Source organism: Vitreoscilla filiformis, from assembly GCF_002222655.1.
GTDB classification, from domain to species: Bacteria; Pseudomonadota; Gammaproteobacteria; order Burkholderiales; family Burkholderiaceae_C; genus Ideonella; species Ideonella filiformis.
Window position 1 is genome coordinate 1,631,900 of sequence record NZ_CP022423.1, and the last position, 17,665, is coordinate 1,649,564.

General features: G+C 63.6%; 15 protein-coding genes. 7 read left to right on the forward strand and 8 right to left on the reverse strand.

The genetic code is table 11. The features are described 5' to 3' along the window. Positions 1-3: 3 nt before the first annotated feature. Positions 4-930, reverse strand: coding sequence for a DUF2189 domain-containing protein (locus VITFI_RS07755; RefSeq protein ID WP_089416457.1), 927 nt, complete (start codon positions 928-930; stop codon positions 4-6). Positions 931-1,159: 229 nt separating this feature from the next. On the opposite strand from VITFI_RS07755, the gene VITFI_RS07760 reads away from it, so the two are divergent. Continuing rightward, the gene (locus VITFI_RS07760; protein WP_089416458.1) at positions 1,160-1,870 is read left to right on the forward strand and encodes a PEP-CTERM sorting domain-containing protein; all 711 of its coding nucleotides are present in this window, start codon (positions 1,160-1,162) and stop codon (positions 1,868-1,870) included. Positions 1,871-2,132: 262 nt separating this feature from the next. Here the strand turns inward: VITFI_RS07760 and lspA are convergent, their stop codons facing one another. Then, positions 2,133-2,654: a signal peptidase II gene (gene lspA / locus VITFI_RS07765; protein WP_089416459.1), complete on the reverse strand. Its 522-nt coding sequence runs from the start codon at positions 2,652-2,654 to the stop codon at positions 2,133-2,135. Between the two features lie 105 nt (positions 2,655-2,759). Here lspA and VITFI_RS07770 point away from each other — a divergent pair, with 105 nt between their 5' ends. Continuing rightward, positions 2,760-3,452: a PEP-CTERM sorting domain-containing protein gene (locus tag VITFI_RS07770; protein WP_157725600.1), complete on the forward strand. Its 693-nt coding sequence runs from the start codon at positions 2,760-2,762 to the stop codon at positions 3,450-3,452. A 55-nt stretch (positions 3,453-3,507) separates the two neighbouring features. On the opposite strand, the gene ileS is transcribed toward VITFI_RS07770, so the two are convergent. The 3 genes from ileS to VITFI_RS07785 all read right to left on the reverse strand — a co-directional run bounded on the left by ileS (position 3,508) and on the right by VITFI_RS07785 (position 8,205). Further along, positions 3,508-6,414, reverse strand: a complete 2,907-nt coding sequence (ileS, locus tag VITFI_RS07775) for an isoleucine--tRNA ligase (RefSeq protein ID WP_089416461.1) — start codon at positions 6,412-6,414, stop codon at positions 3,508-3,510. A gap of 81 nt (positions 6,415-6,495) precedes the next feature. Beyond that, positions 6,496-7,476 (reverse strand): bifunctional riboflavin kinase/FAD synthetase, encoded by a 981-nt coding sequence (locus tag VITFI_RS07780; RefSeq protein WP_089416462.1) that lies wholly within the window; start codon positions 7,474-7,476, stop codon positions 6,496-6,498. 9 nt (positions 7,477-7,485) lie between these two features. Continuing rightward, the gene (locus VITFI_RS07785) at positions 7,486-8,205 is read right to left on the reverse strand and encodes a pseudouridine synthase (protein WP_089416463.1); all 720 of its coding nucleotides are present in this window, start codon (positions 8,203-8,205) and stop codon (positions 7,486-7,488) included. An 86-nt stretch (positions 8,206-8,291) separates the two neighbouring features. Between VITFI_RS07785 and VITFI_RS07790 the strand changes: the two genes are divergently transcribed. Next, entirely contained in the window at positions 8,292-9,416 is a 1,125-nt protein-coding gene (locus VITFI_RS07790; RefSeq protein WP_089416464.1) for an acyltransferase family protein, read from the forward strand. Here the strand turns inward: VITFI_RS07790 and VITFI_RS07795 are convergent. After that, a complete protein-coding gene (locus tag VITFI_RS07795; protein ID WP_089416465.1) occupies positions 9,410-11,221 on the reverse strand; it encodes a feruloyl-CoA synthase in 1,812 nt (603 codons plus the stop codon). The two genes, VITFI_RS07790 and VITFI_RS07795, sit on opposite strands and share 7 nt — an antisense overlap. A 221-nt stretch (positions 11,222-11,442) precedes the next feature. Between VITFI_RS07795 and boxB the strand changes: the two genes are divergently transcribed. Beyond that, a complete protein-coding gene (gene boxB, locus VITFI_RS07800; RefSeq protein ID WP_089416466.1) occupies positions 11,443-12,936 on the forward strand; it encodes a benzoyl-CoA 2,3-epoxidase subunit BoxB in 1,494 nt (497 codons plus the stop codon). Here boxB and VITFI_RS07805 read toward each other — a convergent pair. Beyond that, a complete protein-coding gene (locus VITFI_RS07805) occupies positions 12,933-14,105 on the reverse strand; it encodes a DUF2235 domain-containing protein (protein WP_089416467.1) in 1,173 nt (390 codons plus the stop codon). The genes boxB and VITFI_RS07805 overlap by 4 nt on opposite strands. Positions 14,106-14,134: 29 nt before the next feature. Between VITFI_RS07805 and VITFI_RS07810 the strand changes: the two genes are divergently transcribed. The 3 genes from VITFI_RS07810 to VITFI_RS07820 all read left to right on the forward strand — a co-directional run bounded on the left by VITFI_RS07810 (position 14,135) and on the right by VITFI_RS07820 (position 16,645). Continuing rightward, the gene (locus VITFI_RS07810; RefSeq protein WP_198301673.1) at positions 14,135-14,839 is read left to right on the forward strand and encodes a hypothetical protein; all 705 of its coding nucleotides are present in this window, start codon (positions 14,135-14,137) and stop codon (positions 14,837-14,839) included. A 68-nt stretch (positions 14,840-14,907) separates the two neighbouring features. Next, on the forward strand, positions 14,908-15,708 hold the full coding sequence (locus VITFI_RS07815) for an NlpC/P60 family protein (RefSeq protein WP_089416468.1): 801 nt from the start codon (positions 14,908-14,910) through the stop codon (positions 15,706-15,708). Between the two features lie 31 nt (positions 15,709-15,739). Continuing rightward, entirely contained in the window at positions 15,740-16,645 is a 906-nt protein-coding gene (locus VITFI_RS07820; RefSeq protein ID WP_089416469.1) for a DUF4349 domain-containing protein, read from the forward strand. On the opposite strand, the gene VITFI_RS07825 is transcribed toward VITFI_RS07820, so the two are convergent. Next, a complete protein-coding gene (locus tag VITFI_RS07825; protein ID WP_089416470.1) occupies positions 16,606-17,610 on the reverse strand; it encodes a MerR family transcriptional regulator in 1,005 nt (334 codons plus the stop codon). The two genes, VITFI_RS07820 and VITFI_RS07825, sit on opposite strands and share 40 nt — an antisense overlap. Positions 17,611-17,665: the final 55 nt, after the last annotated feature.

Here is a 17,665-nt window from a genome sequence, read left to right on the forward strand (position 1 = left end):
AGATCAGCAGGCGATGTCGTTGCGCAGCTCGTGTGACAAGGGGATGTCGATCATCGGAGGTGCCTCGTCTTCGACCACCACCAAGGGCGTGACATCCTGCACCGCACTGCGGTAAGCGTGCCACGATGCATGCCCCAACAGCGGCCCGATGATCAGCCAGCCCGCAAAGCCGGGCAACATGGCCAACACACTCAAAAACCCCAGGATCGCAGCCCACAGCAGCATCACGCCAGGCTGATGCGCCACCAGCCGCAGGCTGACCTCAATGGCTTCGGCGGCGTCCACATGCTGATCCAGCATCAAAGGTGTGCTGATGACGCTGATGGCAAACACCAGCGCACAGAACACCAGTGTCACCAAGCTGTAGACGACGACAAACATGCGGTTTTCGGGCGCCCAAAGGGCTTGGAGGGTGCCGTCCAGGGTCAGGGGACGCTCCAAGAAAGCCGCGAACACCACCAGCGAAACGGTGCTCCACAGCAGTTCAATGGTCAGCAACACCAGGGCGAAGATGGGCAAGGTATCGGGCCGGGTCTCCCACACCCACAGAGAGCGGCCCAAGTCCGGCGTCAAACCCCGCTCAATGCGCCACGAGGCGTAATACAAACCCAGCCCCAGAAAAGGCGTCACGAACAGGAAGCTGGCCGACAGTGCCAAAGCATAGGCCGGCGCTTCGTGAAACACCCCCCACAGCAGCCAGCCCATGACCATGAAGCAGGCACCGTAAAACAACCCCAAACAGGGGCAGCGGCGAAAGTCCTGCCACCCTTGTTGCAGCCAGAGCCAGGGGTGGTGCCATTCCAAAGAATGAAAGCGCAGCGCATGCAGCGCCGGCAGAGGGGTCTCCCGGGGTGGGGGCGTGGACGGCGCACCGGCCAAAGTCAGCACAGCGCTGGGGGGTGGGGCTGAGGGCACGGTGTCGATCGGCATATCCAACCTCCTGTGCGAGCAGGCTAGACAGGCCCCGCCCCGATGTCTAGACGGAGGAATGCGGAGGGGCTGGTTTCAAAGTAGGGGGTAGATGCCATAAACGAAAACTTTGTCGTGACAACTTTGTGAACTAACGAAGTGGGTTAAGTTTGTTGTCAGTAGAAACGTGGGGGTAAACGCCGGTGCAGTCATAATTTGGCGGACAACTTTCCTTTTGATACAACCTGACATGCTTCACTCATCATTCAAGCGGGCGCTCGTCCCTCTGGTGTGCGCCGCTGCGGCCATGCCAGCCCTGGCCACCAACGTGTATGTGGATCAGTTGTGGGGCTACGGCTACCCAACAGCCGATCTGCACTACAAAACCTCCACCTACTCGAACGAGGCGGTCGCGGGTTTTGTGCTGACCAACCAGTCCACCAACCAGACCTTTGCCGGGTTCTGCATGGAAATCAACCAAGGGGTTGGCACGCAGAGCACCACCAACTACACGATTACCTCCTACACCAACGACGCGTTCTCGCGTCTGTTCGCGGCGTCTGGCTTCAACGGTGCGGATCGCAACAACGATGGCATCAACAGCGCCGACAAAGAGGCCGCGTTGCAGTTGGCCCTCTGGGAAGTGCTGTACGACGGTTTTGGTGGCTCGCTGGGTTCGGGCAACTTCTGGGTGAACAACGTCAGCAGCGCCAACACGCTGACGCTGGCCCAGAGCTACCTGACCTCGGCAGCCGCACTCCAATCGGGGCAGTACGTGACCACCACCTTGCAGCGCTACAGCAACGAGTGGGCCCAGGATTTGATTTCGTCCACGGCGGTGTCCACCGCTCCGGTCACGCCCAGCGTGGTGCCTGAGCCGGAAACGGCGTTCATGTGGCTGGGGGGTGTCGCGGCGTTGGCTGCATGGCGCCGCCGCCAACTGAAACGCACCCGCGCATGAGTTGGTGATGTGAGGGGTCTCTCCTCTCACCCCTCTCCCCAACCCCTCTCCCGCAAGGGGAGAGGGGCTTTAAAGCCTGCTCCCTGTCTCCCCAACTCCTTTCCCGCAGGAGGAGAGGGGCTTTAACGCTTACTCCCTCTCCCCTTGTGGGAGAGGGCCGGGGAGAGGGGGCATGGATGTAGTATCGCCCCCGTCATGGAGGGGGTGAATCAGGTGATTGCCGTAAAAAACGGCGAGGATGCTGGACGGGTTACGGGCCCGTTCAGTGGGCGCGGGCCCGGCGGATCTCATCGCCGATCAGGCAGCCTGCCCCCAGTGTGATGGCGCTGTCCGCCACATTGAAAGCGGGGAAGTAGCCCCCCGGGAAAATCACCGCCAAAAAGTCCCAGTGGAACTGGAGAAAGTCCACGACATGGCCGTAGGCCAGCCGGTCGATGACATTCCCCACGGCCCCGCCCAGGATCAAAGTGATGGCGAAGCAAAACAGCCGTTGATCGGCATGGCGCCGCAGCATCCAGATGATCACACCGGACGCCAGTCCGCCCAAGCCGACGAAAAACCAGCGTTGCCAGCCCCCCGCATTGGCCAGAAATGAGAACGCCGCGCCGGTATTGTGGGCGCGTACCAAATCGAAAAACCCGGTGATGCGCAAGCCACCGCCCAGCGCGAAACGCTCGACGATCCACAGTTTGGTGAGTTGATCCAGCACCACCACCAGGGTGGCCAAGGCCAGCCAGTGAGGCAGTCGCAGTGGGGGGGTGGCGGGTGAATTGATGGAAGTCATGAGGGTGTGTAAATTAGGTGGTTGCCGTATAAAGTTGTTACTAAACGTTGGAGTTTGCACCACAATCAGGCACAGCAGGTTCAACAAGGCGTGTAAGAGGTCATCATGAAGTTCTTCCAACAAGTTCAACGGGCGCTCGTTCCTCTGGCTTGTGCAGTCGCAGCACTCCCGGCCATGGCCACCGATGTGACGGTGGGTGCCAACTGGAATGACGGTTACGGCACCGCCGACACCACGTTGAACGGCACCAATCGCACTGGCACCGCTCAGATTCCCCTCAGCTTGACCTATGGCGGTCAGACGTTCGAGGCGTTCTGCATGGAGCTGGATCAGGCGGCCACGCTCAGCACGGTGAATTACACGGTGACTTCGTACGTCAATGACGGCTTCTCGCGCCTCTTTGCGGCGGCTGGCTTCAACGGGTCGAGCAGCGGTACAGACGCAGTGGCCACGCGGGATCAGAAGTCCGCCCTGCAACTGGCTGTTTGGGAAGTGTTGTATGACGGCCTGGGCGGCTCGTTGTCGTCGGGCAATTTCTCGGCACGCAACTTCAGCAGCGCCAGCGTGCAGTCGCTGGCACAGGGTTACCTGTCGGCTGCCGCTGCATTGCAGTCCAACCAGTACACGACCACGACGTTGTATCGTTACAGCAATGGTCAGTACCAAGACTTCGTGACCACCCAGGGTTACGCATCGGTGGGGGGCGTGTCGGCTGTGCCGGAACCTGAAACCGCCTTCCTGTGGCTCGGCGGTTTGGCCGGTTTGGTGGCGCTGCGTCGCCGTCAGCGTCGCGCTTGAGCGTTGTCTCGCGTGAGTTAAAAGGCCGCCGCAAGGCGGCCTTTTTCATGGTGGATCACGCCACGGTGCGCGTTTCACCGGTGCCATGCAAGTTGCTCACGCAGCGCCCGCACAGCCCCGGATGTTCGACATGCTGGCCCACATCGTCGGCGTAATGCCAGCAGCGTTCGCACTTGGTGGCGCCGCTGGGCGTCACCACCACGGCCAGCGCCTCGCCATCGACCACTTCCACGGCGGAGGTGATGGTGACGAACTTCAGGTCACCGCCCAGCGAGCGCAGCAGCGCCGCGTCGTCCGCGCCGGCGGTGATGGTCAGCGTGGCTTGCAGTGAGGCGCCCACGGCCCCCGTACCGCGCACGGCCTCGATTTCCTTGTTCGCCACATCCCGGATAGCCCGGATGCGCGCCCACTTCGCCAACAGCGCCTCGTTGGGCGTGGTGAAAGGCCAGAAGGTTTCGGTGAAGATCGTGCCGCTGCTCTTCTCACCTGCGAACGAGCCCCAGGCTTCTTCAGCGGTGAAGCTCAGGAACGGGGCCATCCAGCGCAGCATGGCGTTCGTCAACTGCCACAGCGCGGTTTGCGCCGAGCGCCGGGCCAGGCTCTTGGGCGCGGTGGTGTAAAGGCGATCCTTCAGCACGTCCAGATAGAACGCACCCAGGTCTTCCGAGCAGAACACCTGCAACTTGGCGACGACCGGGTGGAACTCGTAGGCGTCGAAGTGCTTGAGGATGTCCGCTTGGAACTCGCCAGCACGGGAGAGCAACCAGCGGTCGATTTCCAGCAGCTCGTCGGCGGGCACCGCGTCGGTGGCCGGGTTGAAGTCCGAGACGTTGGCCAGCAAGAAGCGCAGCGTGTTGCGGATGCGGCGGTAAGCGTCCACCACCCGCGCCAGGATCTTGTCGTCGATGTTCAGGTCGCCCGAATAGTCGGTCGCGGCCACCCACAAGCGCACGATTTCCGCGCCCAGCTTGTTCGTCACGCTTTGCGGTTCAACGGTGTTGCCCAGGCTCTTGCTCATCTTGCGGCCCTTGCCGTCGGTGGCAAAACCGTGGGTCAGCAGGCCCTTGTACGGGGCGCGGCCGTAGAGCGCACAGCCCAGCAAAAGCGACGAATGGAACCAGCCGCGATGCTGATCGTGTCCTTCCAAATACAGATCGGCCTCCGGGCCTTCGGCATGGCTGGCGCCGTTCGGGTAGGCGTGGGCGTGGCTGCCGCGCAGCACATGCCAGAAGGTCGAACCTGAGTCGAACCACACTTCGAGGATGTCGGTGCTCTTGGTGTAGTGCGGCGCGTCGTCGGCGCCCAGCATCTCTTCCACCGTCACGCGGCTCCAGGCTTCGATGCCACCCGCTTCGACGATTTCGGCGGCGCGATCCATGATTTCCATGGTGCGCGGGTGCAGCTCGCCCGAATCCTTGTGCAAGAAGAATGGCACTGGCACGCCCCAGGAGCGTTGGCGCGAGATGCACCAATCGGGTCGATTGGCGATCATGTCGCGCAGGCGGGCCTTGCCGTTTTCCGGGTAGAACGAGGTGTGGTCGATGGCGTCCAGCGCCAGTTGGCGCAGCGTCTTGGGCGCTTTGTCTTGCGTGAAGACGCCTTCGCCCTCGTCCATGCGCACAAACCACTGCGCGGCGGCGCGGTAGATCACCGGGGTCTTGTGGCGCCAGCAGTGCGGGTAGCTGTGGGTGATGGTTTGCGTGGCCATCAGCCGGTTGTTGGCGGCCAGCACTTCGAGAACGTGCGGCACCGCTTTCCAGATGTGCTCGTTGCCGAAGAACGGCAGTTCTTCCGCGTACACGCCATTGCCCTGCACGGGGTTGAGGATGTCGTCGTACTTCAGGCCGTGGGCGACGCAGGAGTTGAAGTCATCCACCCCATAAGCCGGGGCGGAGTGGACGATGCCGGTGCCGTCCGCCGCCGTCACGTAGTCGGCCAGGTACAGCGGCGAGAGGCGCTTGTAGCTGTATTTGCCGCCTTGGTCACCGCCTTCGGCGTCGTGCAGCGGATGGCGGAACACCAAGCCCTTGAGCGCTTCGCCCTTGGCCGTGGCCAGCACCGTGCCTTCGAGTTTGTAGCGCTCCAGGCATTTGGCCACCAGTTCTTCGGCCAGCATGAGCACGCCGCGTGGGGTGTCCACCAGTGCGTAGCTCAGTTCGGGGTGGGCGTTCAGCGCTTGGTTGGCGGGGATCGTCCAAGCCGTGGTCGTCCAGATCACGGTGAAGGCTTGTTTGTTTTCCGGCAGGGCGTTCAGGCCGAAAGCACGGGCCAGCGCGGCGGAGTCGTTCGCTTCGAACGCCACGTCGAGCGTGTCGCTCTTTTTGTCGGCGTATTCGATTTCGAACTCGGCCAGCGAGCTGCCGCAGTCAAAACACCAGTACACCGGTTTCAGGCCACGGTAGACGAAACCGCGTTCCATCACGCGCTTGAAGGCGCGCAGTTGGCCCGCTTCGTTCGCAAAATCCATCGTGCGATACGGGCGTTCCCAATCGCCCAGCACGCCCAGGCGCTTGAAGTCCTCGCGCTGCTGCTCGATTTGCTCGGTGGCGTAGGCGCGGCTCTTGGCCTGCATGTCGTCGCGGCTCAGCTTGCGACCGTGCAGCTTCTCGATGGCGTTTTCAATCGGCAGGCCGTGGCAGTCCCAGCCGGGGATGTATTGCGCATCAAACCCTTGCAGTTGCTTGGATTTGACGATCATGTCCTTCAGCACCTTGTTCAGCGCGTGGCCGATGTGCAGCTTGCCGTTAGCGTAGGGTGGGCCGTCGTGCAGCACAAACAGCGGCGCGCCTTTGCGGGCCTCGCGCAGACGGCGGTAGAGCGTGCGCCCCTCCGCATCGGCAGCGTTCCACGACTTCACCCAAGCCGGTTCGCGCTTGGGCAGATCGCCGCGCATCGGGAAGGCGGTGTCGGGCAGGTTGAGCGTGGAGCGATAGTCCGGGGTGTTCTGGGCAGAGTCGGTCATGGCATGAGAACGCGCCGGCGCGGCACGCTGAACAAAAAGGGCGCCGGGGCACAGCGCAGCACCCGGCGAAAACGCGAAATTTTAACGACCGGGCGGGGTCGATCGGGCGTGCCACCAGGCATGCGCATCGGTCACATCCTGCGAGATGCCGGCGCGCAGTGCATCCAGCGACGGGTAACGCCGTTCGTCGTGCAGCTTGTGCAGCAGATCGACGCGCAAAAGCTGGGCGTAACCCGCGTTGATGTCGAGGTGGCCGGGCCATTCCAGGCAGTGAACTTCCAGCAGCACGCGGCCAGCGTCTTCCACCGTCGGGCGCACGCCGAGGCTGGCCACGCCGGGCACCGGTTGATCCCCCAGGCCGTGGACGCTCACCACAAAAATCCCCTGCGCCGCCGGCAGCCGCGAGGGAAAGCGCAGGTTCAGCGTGCGAAAACCCAAATCCCGCCCCAGCTTGCGCCCGTGTACCACATGGCCGGTGATGCCGTAGGGGCGGCCCAGCAGCCGGGCGGCACGGGTCATGTCGCCGGCGGCCAGGGCTTGGCGCACCTCCGAGCTGGAGACGCGCACGCCATGCACTTCGTAGCTCATCATGCGGGCGACATCAAAGCCCAAGTCGTTGCCGGCCGCGTCGAGCAAGGCGTAGTCGCCAGCGCGTTTGGCGCCGAAGCGGAAGTCGTCGCCCACCAGCACGTAACGGGCGCGCAGTTGCTGCATCAGCACATCGCGGATGAAATCGTCGGGCGATTGGGCGGCGAAACGCTGGTCAAAGCGCATCAACACCACGTCGTCCACACCGCAGCGTTCCAGTTCTTGCAGCTTGTCGCGCAGGGTGGCAATGCGGCGCGGTGCCCGTTCGGGCTGGCCAGCTTGCTGGGCGAACCAGTCACGCGGGTGCGGTTCGAACGTCATCACGCAACTGCGCAAGCCCCGGTGGCGCGCTTCGTTGTTCAGCAGGGCGAGCATGGCCTGGTGGCCTCGGTGGACGCCGTCAAAATTGCCGATGGTCAGGGCGCAGCCCGGATCGACTGCGCGGGTGGGACGATGCCCTCGGAAGATTCGCATGAGGCGGGATTATCCCGATCCCGTTCCAGGTTGATCGAGCGCGGGGGGAAGCCAGCCGGGCAGCCAGCACCACTGACCGGGCGCCAGATCGTCGGGGATGTGCAGATGGCCAAAGCGGCTGCGATGCAATTGCTCCACCCGGTTGCCCACGGCGGCCAGCATGCGCTTGACTTGGTGGTATTTTCCTTCGGTGAGCGTCAAGCGCAGGGCCGTGGGCCCGGTGATTTCGCAAGCGGCGGCGCGCACGGGCGTTGGATCGTCTTCCAGCACCACCCCGGCCAGCAAACGCGCCACCTGCGAGTCATCGACGGCGTGTTTGCAGCCCACCTCGTACACCTTGGGCACGTGGTGCTTGGGGGATGTGAGTTGGTGGATCAACCGGCCATCGTCCGTGAACAGCAGCAGACCGGTGGTGTCCTCGTCCAAGCGACCGATGGGCTGCACCCCGCGCTGGCGCAGCGGGGGAGGCAGCAGGGTCATTACGCTGGGGTGGTGCTTGGGCTTTTGCGAGCACTCGTAACCCGTGGGCTTGTGCAGCATCACCAGCGCTTGGGCGTGGTAGGGCCAGGGTTTGCCGTCGATGGTTAGCACCAGATCGGTGGTGGGCAGATCTTCGTCGGGATCGTCCAGCTCGCGGCCTTGGTGCCAAACGGCCCCCGACCACACCAGACCGGCACACGCTTTGCGCGTTCCGAAGCCTTGAGAAAACAGGATTTGGCTGAGTTTCATGGCTCAGCACTGTAGCGCTCTGAGGCGACACCCATTTTTGGCCTGACGGCGTTAACCCGCCGACGCATTGAATCGACTTCTACATCATGAGCCTGTCTTCATCTTCCCCCGTTGAGCGCGACATTTGGATCGACTGGGGCAAAGCCTTGGCCTCCCAGCTCATCGTCTGGCATCACCTGCTGATTTATGGCCCGATGGGGCGCAACGCCACACCCGCCGCCCAAGGGCTGTGGGACTGGCTGGCCGATGAAGCCCGCATGGCGGTGCAAATTTTTTTGGTGATGGGGGGCTATTTGGCGGCCCGGGCGCTGTTGCCGCCGTGGGGCCAAGCCCCGAAGCCGCTGCGCACATCGGCTTGGCGCAGTTGGGGGCGGGCGGTGCGCTTGCGTTATCAGCGGCTGATGGGCTTGGGCGCTTTGGCGGTGGGAGTGGCGGTGTTGGCAGCGGCTTGGACCCGCGACATCCTGCCCGATCCGGACACGCCCGAAGCGCCATCCGGTTGGCAATGGTTGGCCAATGTCGGGCTGTTGCATGACCTGTTGGGGTGGGATTCGGTCAATGCCGGGCTGTGGTACGTGGCCATCGACTGGCAGTTGTTCGCCTGTTTGGCCGCTTTGGCGTGCTGGCAGCGGTCGGGTGGGCGGCCTTGGCGTCGCTCGGTGGCGGCATGGGGCGTGATGGCGGGGGGCGTGGCTGCGCTGTTCTGGGCCAATCTGCAACCCGGTTGGGACGTGGCGGCACCGTACTTCTGGGGCAGTTACGCCTTGGGCGTGGTGGCGTTTTGGTTGCGCCATGCCTCGCCAGCGGTGAGGCAGACCGGCGCCATTCTGCTGGCGGCCACCCTCATGCTGGCGCTGATGTGGGCTTGGCGCGAGCGTCTGGTTTGGGCGGGTTTGACGGCTGGGGTGTTGATCTTCCAACCGGGCGCCCGCTGGCTGGCCCGTTCGGCTTGGCAACCGCTGATGCGCTGGTTGGCCGACATCTCCTACCCCGTGTTCCTGTTCCACTACAGCGTGTGCATGGTGTGCGGGGCGTGGGTCGGGCGGATGTGGCCGGGGGACGTGGCGGCCCACACGCTGGGCCTGTTTGGAACGTGGGGCCTGTGCCTGCTGGTGGGCTGGGCGGTGACCGAAGGCGAAGGGCGCTGGCGCCGGGCACGCCAAGCGCGCATGGCACGCCCGGTACAGACCTGCGCCTCGTTGGCTCAGTGAGCCGCCAGCACCACCCGTTCATCCGACGGGTCGGTGTAGAGAATCGTCACCAGTTCGGCGCGGCGGGTGAGCACGGCGCGTTGGTTGATATAACCCTTGTCGGTGATTTCGCCGGCATCGGCGCTGGCGGGTTCGGTCATCAACAGCACCCGGCCCACGGCCTGGGAGGAGCCTCCGCCGTCGCGCCGGAGCCGATGCAGGGCCTCGGCCACTTGGCTGTGCAGGCGATCCGGCGGCAGGGCCTGTGCGGCAGGGGTGAGGAACACCAGGGCGCCGATTTCCGCCCGGTCGTGCCCGGTGATGACGGCATCCGAGGCCAGAGGCGACAGCGCCGACACCAACTTCAGCCGCAGCGTGCCCACCGACACCCAAGTGCCCGAAGTCAGTTTGAAGTCTTCGGCCACGCGGCCGTTGAACATCACCCCTTTTTCGGGGTGCTCGGGATCGGCGAGCAGGCCAGCGTCGCCGATCTTGTAAAAACCTTCGTCGTCAAAAGCGGCGGCGGTGAGTTTGGGCGCGTGGCGGTAGCCGGGAAACACGCTCACGCCGCGCACGCGCAGCTCCAGCTTTTCACCATTGGGGATGAACTTCAAATCCACGCCGGGCAGGGGCAGGCCGATGCAGCCGGCGCCGTCCAGTTTCCAGTGCGCGGTGGTGACGGCTGGCGCGGTTTCGGTCGAACCCCAGGAGGTGGTCAGCCACAGCGGTTCCTCGCGCACTTGGGCGGCCACGGCCTGTAAGCGGTGCCAACTGGCCGCAGGCAGGGCCGCGCCGGCGTAGAACACGCCGCGCAGGCCGGCCAGCACCTCGCGGGCGAAGTGCAAGTCGCCTTCCAAGAAAGGCAGCAGCATGTCCAGCCCACGCGGCACGTTGAAAAAGAAATTGGGCTTGACCTCGCGCAGGTTGCGCACCGTCTTTTCGATCAGGCCGGGCATGGGGCGGCCGTCGTCGATGTAGAGCGTGCCGCCGTTGGCCAGCACCATGTTCAGGTTGTGGTTGCCGCCGAAGGTGTGGCTCCAGGGCAGCCAGTCCAGCAGCACCGGTTTGTCCTGCTGCAACCAGCGCCACGTCTGAATCATCATCTGCTGGTTGGCGCACAGCATCCGATGGGTGTTGATCGCCACCTTGGGATGGCCGGTCGAACCGGAGGTGAGCAGGTATTTGGCGTGATCGTCCGGCACCAAGGCGTCGAAGGCGACCATCACCGCTGGGCCCTCGGTCATGCGGGTGAACATCTCGAAGCCAAAGGCGCCGGGCACGCTTTCGGCGCCCTTGGAGAACACCACCACCGAGCTGCGCCGGCAGGCTGCAATCGCTGGGGCGTACACGGTGGCGTCGGAGGCGTAGATCAGTGCCGGATCGAGCATCTGCAAAATATTGCAGATTTTGCTGTAGTCTTTGGTGAGCCGGCAGTAGGCGCTGGAGACGGTACACACGGGCCGCCCCACATGCAGGGCCGCCAGCATGAGGATGAGGTGATCCAGCGCGTTGTCCGACAGGATGGCCACCGGCTTGCCTTCAGGCAGGTTCAGTGCCAACAGGGTTTGCGCCACCGAACCTACCAAGCGGCGGGTTTCGCGCCAGCTCAGGCGGCGCCAGCCGTCGTTTCCGTTGGCGGCGTCCCGCTCGGCAAAGGCCGGAGCGTCCGGGGTTTCCACGGCCCAGCGTTCCAGCCAATCGCCAATGCAGCGCGCATAAGGCTGCAATGCTTCGGGCGAGCGCAGCACAAAACTGCCGTCTGAAAGGTCTTGGCGCAGGGTGCGCGGCGGGGCCATCTGGGCCGGGTCATCAAGAAAGCGGGCCATGGTTGTCTCCTCGTCGTTTTCGGGATCGGGGGCGTCGCTGAGGGTGTCGTTCTGATCTAGCGCAAAAGTTCAGTGACTTAACTGGCATGATACTGCATGAAACCGATTGCGCAAGCCGGGTCATTGGCACTAAAGTGCCGTTCGTGATGTGCAAAGCAGTGCATTGCAACCATGCTCCCCCCAGGTGCAGCACAAACCCCCATTGGAGACACGGAGACACGATGAGCAACGAAGACACCCTGGTAGAAGCCCCCGAGTCGGTCAGCGCCGAAAACTTCGTCGAAGTGAGCTACGACGACACGATTCCCAACAACGTCGATCTTTCGTCCGATCGGCAGTTGCTGCGCGCCTTGGAGAGCTGGCATCCCAACTACATCGACTGGTGGAAGGACATGGGCCCCGAAGGCTTCCAAAACGCCGACGTGTACCTGCGCACGGCGGTGGGCGTCGATCCGGCGGGCTGGGCCAAGTTTGGTTACGTGAAGATGCCCGAATACCGCTGGGGCATCCTGCTGGCGCCCAAGGTGGAAGGCCGCACCATTCCGTGTGGCCGCCACAAGGGGGAACCGGCATGGCAAGAAGTGCCGGGTGAATACCGCTCGCTGCTGCGTCGCCTGATCGTGGTGCAGGGTGACACCGAGCCGGCTTCGGTGGAACAACAGCGCCACCTCGGCGCCACCGCCCCCAGCCTGTACGACATGCGCAACCTCTTCCAAGTCAACGTGGAAGAAGGCCGCCACCTCTGGGCCATGGTGTACCTGCTGGTGAAGTACTTCGGCAAAGATGGCCGCGAAGAAGCCCAAGCCCTGCTGGAGCGCCGCAGCGGTCAGCAGGACAACCCGCGCATCCTGGGTGCCTTCAACGAGCGCACGCCGGATTGGCTGTCGTTCTTCATGTTCACCTACTTCACCGACCGCGACGGCAAGATGCAGCTCGCCGCGCTGGCCGAATCAGGGTTCGATCCACTGAGCCGCTCCTGCCGCTTCATGTTGACCGAAGAAGCGCACCACCTGTTCGTGGGTGAAACCGGCGTGGGCCGCACCATCCAGGCCACCTGCGATGCCATGAAGAAGGCCGGCATCACCGATCCGTACGATGTGGAACGCATCCGCGCCCTGGGCGTGGTGGACTTGCCCCTGCTGCAACGCAAAGCCAACTTCCACATGAGCGTGACACGCGATTTGTTCGGCTCGGAAATCTCCAGCAACGGCGCGGAAGCTTTTTCGTCCGGTCTGAAGGGCCGCTTCAACGAAGCCAACCTGAAGGGCGACGACCATGTGCTGGCCGATGCCACTTACACCGTCACCCGCGTGATCGATGGCAAGCTGGTGGACGAAGCCGTGCCCGCCCTGCGCGCCATCAACTGCCGCTTGCTCGATGACTACATCGCCGATTGCCAAGGTGGCATCGACCGCTGGAACAAAATCATCGAGAAAGCTGGCATTCACTTCCGCTTGAGCCAGCCGCACAAGGGGTTCAACCGCCGCATTGGTGAGTTTGCGGGCCACAAAATCAGCCCGGCGGGCGAGCTGATGACCGCCGAAGCCTGGGAAGCCGCCCAAGGTGAATGGCTGCCGAATGCGGCGGACATGGATTTCATCAACAGCCTGATGAAACCCAGCCACGAGCCGGGCCAGTACGCCAGTTGGATTGCCCCGCCGCGCATGGGCATCAACCAGCAGCCCGTGGATTACGAGTACGTCAAGATCGCTTAAGGCAGGTTCTGTGGGGCGTAGCGCTCGGGCTCGGCGTTGGGCGCGGCTTTGACGCACGCGGCCTGGCAGCGCTGCGCCACGCTCGGATGGGCTTGGACATGGGCCGGGAATTGGCGCGACTGGGGCTTGTCCAGCAAAAAGTCCCAGGGCGGCTGTCGCCACGGCTGATGCCCGATGCCCATCGGATCCGGGTTCATCGGCCACACGGCACGCGGTGAAATCGGCACCCCCAGTTGCGATTGCAGCACCAGGCCGCAGCTTTGGAGTTGTTCCAGCATCCAGGCCAGTGAAATGTCCGACAGGCCACTCTCGTTGTTCGCGACGGGGTAGCCGCCGCCCACATCCGAATGGGCGCCGGGGAAGAGCATTTGCACCACGTTGTCGCCCGGCTCCCAGAGGGTGGGGGCAAAGTCGGGCCGCTGTTCGTCCAGCGACACCGCATGGAAACCACGCACGACCTTGGTGCTGAGTTTCAAGTCGGCAAACTTGAAGGTGTCGGCCCGTTCACCGTCGCGGGCGTAGGTGGGCAGGCCCATGGCGCCTACCGTGTCCCACACGCCCACGGCGGCGATGCGATCGACGGGGCGCAGATCGTCCAGCGCCAAGGTTTCGTCCGACAACTCACTGTTGAGGCTGTTGACCAAATCGGCCAACCGCGCCAACAGCGAAGAAGGCCGTTGGGCGTGGTGCTTCTTCCAAACCAGGGCGCCTTTGGCATACGCCCGTTCTGGGGACAGGGTTGCGCCGTACCGCAGCAGGCCACGCTTGGCGATCAGGCCCGCCAGTGCCCGGGCGGTGTAAGCCCCTCGGCTGAAGCCGATGATGAAAATCTGGTCCCCTGGCTGGTAATGGCGCGAAATGAAGGTGTAACCCCGCACGATGCGTGAAATCACCCCCGCGCCGAAAACGCCCCCCAGCAGCTTGTGGATGGCGTTGTTCGAGTCGCCAACGCCGTGCAGGTACTTGGCGATTTGCAGCACCTGCCCCTGTGCATTGACCAGCTCCTTTTCCTGCTCGTTGGACTTGAGCAAGCTCAGGCAGTCCATGTCCCCGGCCAAATGCAGGAACAGTTTGTAGACGTTGGTCGGATCCGGCAGCTCGTCGTGGTTTTCGTCCTGGTCGGGGCTGTTCCAGGTGCCATCGGCACAGAAAATGATGTTCTTGGCCATCGGGTGGGGCACTTTCGTGTGAAGTGGGCGTGAAGAACGGGGCAGGCATCCGCCTCGGCAGGTGCTGGGGGGAGACCATCAGCAGAAGGGGATGTTGTGCTATTTTGTCCGACAAAACCGATGAAATGGTGACCGGTATGACCCCAACCAAGCCAACCAGCAAGTTGAGCCAGCTCAAGTCGATCCCACTGAGCAAACCTTTGGAGAAAATCCAATCGATTCCTCTGTTGAAAAATGGGTTTGCCCATGCTTGTGTGCCGCCGTTCATCATTTTTTTGACGATTGCCAACATGCTATGGTCGGGCACCTCCGGGGCCGATGTGCCGCTGACGCTGGCCATTTTTCTCACGGGCGCCGGGGGTGGGGTCATCAGCACCTATTTCCGGCTCAAGGACGTGGCCCCCACCCGGGTGACGACCAACGCCATCATCCAGATCTACATCACGCCGATCGTCGCGGGGTTGCTGGGATGGATTTGTTATGCTTTTTTCCTGACCGGGATGCTGCAAGGTTCACTTTTCCCCGAATTCACCGGGGCCGATGAGCATTACGCGAACTTTGGCAGTATCTTCAGCATCACCCCCAAAACCGCCATTGATGCGGCCAAGGCGCTGCTGTGGGCGTTTGTGGCGGGGTTTTCTGAGAAACTCATTCCCAATATCCTGGATAAACTGGCAGATCAAATTGAAGACGAAGATCCACCCGTCAAAGCAGGTGGGGACGTCAAGAGTTAACCCGATGGCAAGGGCTTCCGCATGACCCTAAAGTCACGGGCCTTCTCTCCTTTGACCCGGAGCAAAAAATGAGCCAACCGACCATTCTCGAAATTCAGAAAAATCTGCAAGCCCTGGGTTTCGACCCCGGCCCCGTGGACGGCCAATGGGGGCGCCGCACCATGGAAGCGCTCAAATCGTTCCAAATGAACAACGATCTGGTGCCCGATGGCCTTTTTGGCCCAGCCACGCTGAGCAAGTTGTTCCCGGGGTACATCGAAATCAAGGACGAAGTGCCGCCGGTTCCCGTGGCTGCACCTCCTGCGGACGGCTCGGCGCCTGCTGCCCCTGCTGCTGAGCCGTCGGGCGCATCGGCGCAAAACGCGCCGCTGGAAATTTTCCTGCCGTGGTTGGAGGAAGCCCGCAAGCTGCTGGGCGTCAAGGAGACGACGGGTGCTGCCAGCAACGAGCAAATCCTGAGCTGGGCGGACATGCTCGATTTGAAATATGGCGATGACGACATTCCTTGGTGCGGCCTGTTCACCGCCCATTGCATCGGTTCGACCCTGACGCAAGAGCCGCTGCCGGGCAACCCTCTGGGAGCGCGGCAGTGGGAGAAGTTTGGCACCCGCACCGATCCGCGCCTGGGGGCCGTGATGGTGTTTTGGCGCGATTCCCCCAGCAGCGGCAAAGGCCATGTGGGGTTTTACGCCGGTGAAAGTGATGACGGGTATCTGATCCTGGGGGGCAACCAATCGGATTGCGTGTCTTACGCCTGGTTGCCCAAGACCAATTTGGTGAGCGCTCACTGGCCCACTTCGGCGGCTTCGTTGGTGACAACGGCTGTGCGCGTCGAAAAGAACGCTGACTTCTGCAAAAAGCAGTATTGAGGCCGATGCCGCTGCTGTCCGGAGCCCCGTCATGACACATCGAAAAACCCTGCTGCCCTGCTTGGCTGCCGCCTTGTTGGTGGGCTGCGGGCCACGCCAGGAGGCCGCCGCCCCGATGGCGGAGACGCGCCAGATGGGGCTGTCGCGCCACGAAAGCGACGTGGCGGTGGCTGCGGACGCGGTGGGGCAGACGGCAGCAGCACCGGTGGCGCCGGCGTCGTTCTTGGCCTACGAGCACCAACTGACGCTGGATGTGCCCGATGCCCAAGTGGCCACACAGCACGCCCGGCTGGTGAAATTGTGTGCCGAGGTGGCGCAGGGGGGATGCACCCTGCTGGAGTCCCGCTTGGATGTGACATCGGAGCGGGCCCAAGGGACGGTGCGCATGCGCGTGGGCCAAGCTGCTGTCAAACCGCTGCTGGCGCAGATGAGCCGCTTGGGGGCGGTGGCTTCTCAAGCCACGACGGTGGAAGACTTGGCCCAGCCCATGGCCGAGGCCGACAAGCGCGTCGCCATGCTCACGGCGTACCGAACCCAGCTTGAAGCGTTGCGCGCCAAGTCATCGCAAGACATCGAGACGGCGATGAAAATCGCCAAGGAATGGACGCAGGTGCAAACCGAGCTGGAGGCCGTCACCGGAGAGCGTGCTTTCCTGCTGAAGCGGGTGCAGACGGAGCTGGTGACGATCTCGATTCAGTCGATCCAAACGCGCCCGGTGGCCGAGCCGGTGCGTGAGGCGTTGGCCGCTTTCGGCACCCACTTGGCCGAAGCCGTCGCAGGGGTGATCACGGCGGTGGCGTATGCCCTGCCCTGGGGATTGGGGCTGGTGGCGCTGGGCGCAGGAGGACGCCAACTGTGGCGCCGGCGACGCTCCTCACGAACAACCGCGCCTGAAGTTCAATCGGCGCCCGGTGCGGGCAACAGCAACCCCTCGTGACGGGCGACGTGCTCCAAAGCCGCTTCGAAACTCGCCCGCGCTTGGGCGGTCACCCGCCAAAGATGGTGGTGTAAGGCTGCGTCGGCGGGGCTGCGGTGCTCGCATTCGGCGCTGTAAGCCTCAAAGTGGGAGAGCTGGATCAGCAACTCAGCGATGTGGCGCGGACACTCACACGCCACCGTGGAAGACAGCCCCGCGATGTCCACCAGCGCCGCGTCCGACCAGCGGCGGGGCGGGGGCAACGGGGAGGCTGCCGTCGCGTCATGCGGCAGGCGGGCCCGTTGTTGGCCCAACCATCGCCCCAGGGTGTCGTCGTCCTGGGGGCTGCGCAGCAGGGTCACGCCTTGGCGGCGTAACGCATCGCAATCGGCGGTGGCGGCAAAGCCGTAGAACACCGCACAGGGCACGTTCAGCAGCGCAGGGCTTTGGTGGGCCAGTCCGGTGCGCCAGGCGTGCCAACGTTCCAGCGTCAGCGTGGGCCACGCCAGCAGCAGCAGATCCGGCGGGGTTTCGAGCGCAAACGGGCCGATCGCATCGGCTTGCTCGAATGTGCCGAGGACATGCAAGGTGCGTCCGCTGGCGCGTTGCACGGCTGGGCGTTGCAGGCGCGTTCCCAACGCTGGGCCGATGACCACCACGCGCACCGCTTCGGGCATGGACGGTGGCGGGGCGGTGGGCACGGCGGCGGCCAAGGTGTTGGCGTGGGTGCTGGCGGCGGCTTGCAGTTGCGTCCGATCCAGCCCGGCCAAGCGGCCAATGGCGTGGCCGGCGTCGGTCAGGCGTTTGAGCAGGGCCAGGCGTTCGATGTCGGTGGCGCTGTACAGGCGCTGGCCGCTGGGGGTCAGTTCAGGCGAGCAGACGGCGTAACGCCGTTCCCACACCCGCAGCGTGGCCACTGGCATGCCCAACATGCGGGCCACGGCGCCGCTGCGGAAACGGGCGCTGGAGGAAGATTCTGACGTCATATTGAATCCGAGTATGGCGGTGGTTTGACCGTGAATTCGTGATGAATTGCCATCA

Coding starts and splice junctions, on each gene's coding strand:
- VITFI_RS07755 (WP_089416457.1), bottom strand. CDS start 930: ATGCCGATCGACACCGTGCCCTCAGCCCCACCCCCCAGCGCTGTGCTG.
- VITFI_RS07760 (WP_089416458.1), top strand. CDS start 1,160: ATGCTTCACTCATCATTCAAGCGGGCGCTCGTCCCTCTGGTGTGCGCC.
- lspA (WP_089416459.1), bottom strand. CDS start 2,654: ATGACTTCCATCAATTCACCCGCCACCCCCCCACTGCGACTGCCTCAC.
- VITFI_RS07770 (WP_157725600.1), top strand. CDS start 2,760: ATGAAGTTCTTCCAACAAGTTCAACGGGCGCTCGTTCCTCTGGCTTGT.
- ileS (WP_089416461.1), bottom strand. CDS start 6,414: ATGACCGACTCTGCCCAGAACACCCCGGACTATCGCTCCACGCTCAAC.
- VITFI_RS07780 (WP_089416462.1), bottom strand. CDS start 7,476: ATGCGAATCTTCCGAGGGCATCGTCCCACCCGCGCAGTCGATCCGGGC.
- VITFI_RS07785 (WP_089416463.1), bottom strand. CDS start 8,205: ATGAAACTCAGCCAAATCCTGTTTTCTCAAGGCTTCGGAACGCGCAAA.
- VITFI_RS07790 (WP_089416464.1), top strand. CDS start 8,292: ATGAGCCTGTCTTCATCTTCCCCCGTTGAGCGCGACATTTGGATCGAC.
- VITFI_RS07795 (WP_089416465.1), bottom strand. CDS start 11,221: ATGGCCCGCTTTCTTGATGACCCGGCCCAGATGGCCCCGCCGCGCACC.
- boxB (WP_089416466.1), top strand. CDS start 11,443: ATGAGCAACGAAGACACCCTGGTAGAAGCCCCCGAGTCGGTCAGCGCC.
- VITFI_RS07805 (WP_089416467.1), bottom strand. CDS start 14,105: ATGGCCAAGAACATCATTTTCTGTGCCGATGGCACCTGGAACAGCCCC.
- VITFI_RS07815 (WP_089416468.1), top strand. CDS start 14,908: ATGAGCCAACCGACCATTCTCGAAATTCAGAAAAATCTGCAAGCCCTG.
- VITFI_RS07820 (WP_089416469.1), top strand. CDS start 15,740: ATGACACATCGAAAAACCCTGCTGCCCTGCTTGGCTGCCGCCTTGTTG.
- VITFI_RS07825 (WP_089416470.1), bottom strand. CDS start 17,610: ATGACGTCAGAATCTTCCTCCAGCGCCCGTTTCCGCAGCGGCGCCGTG.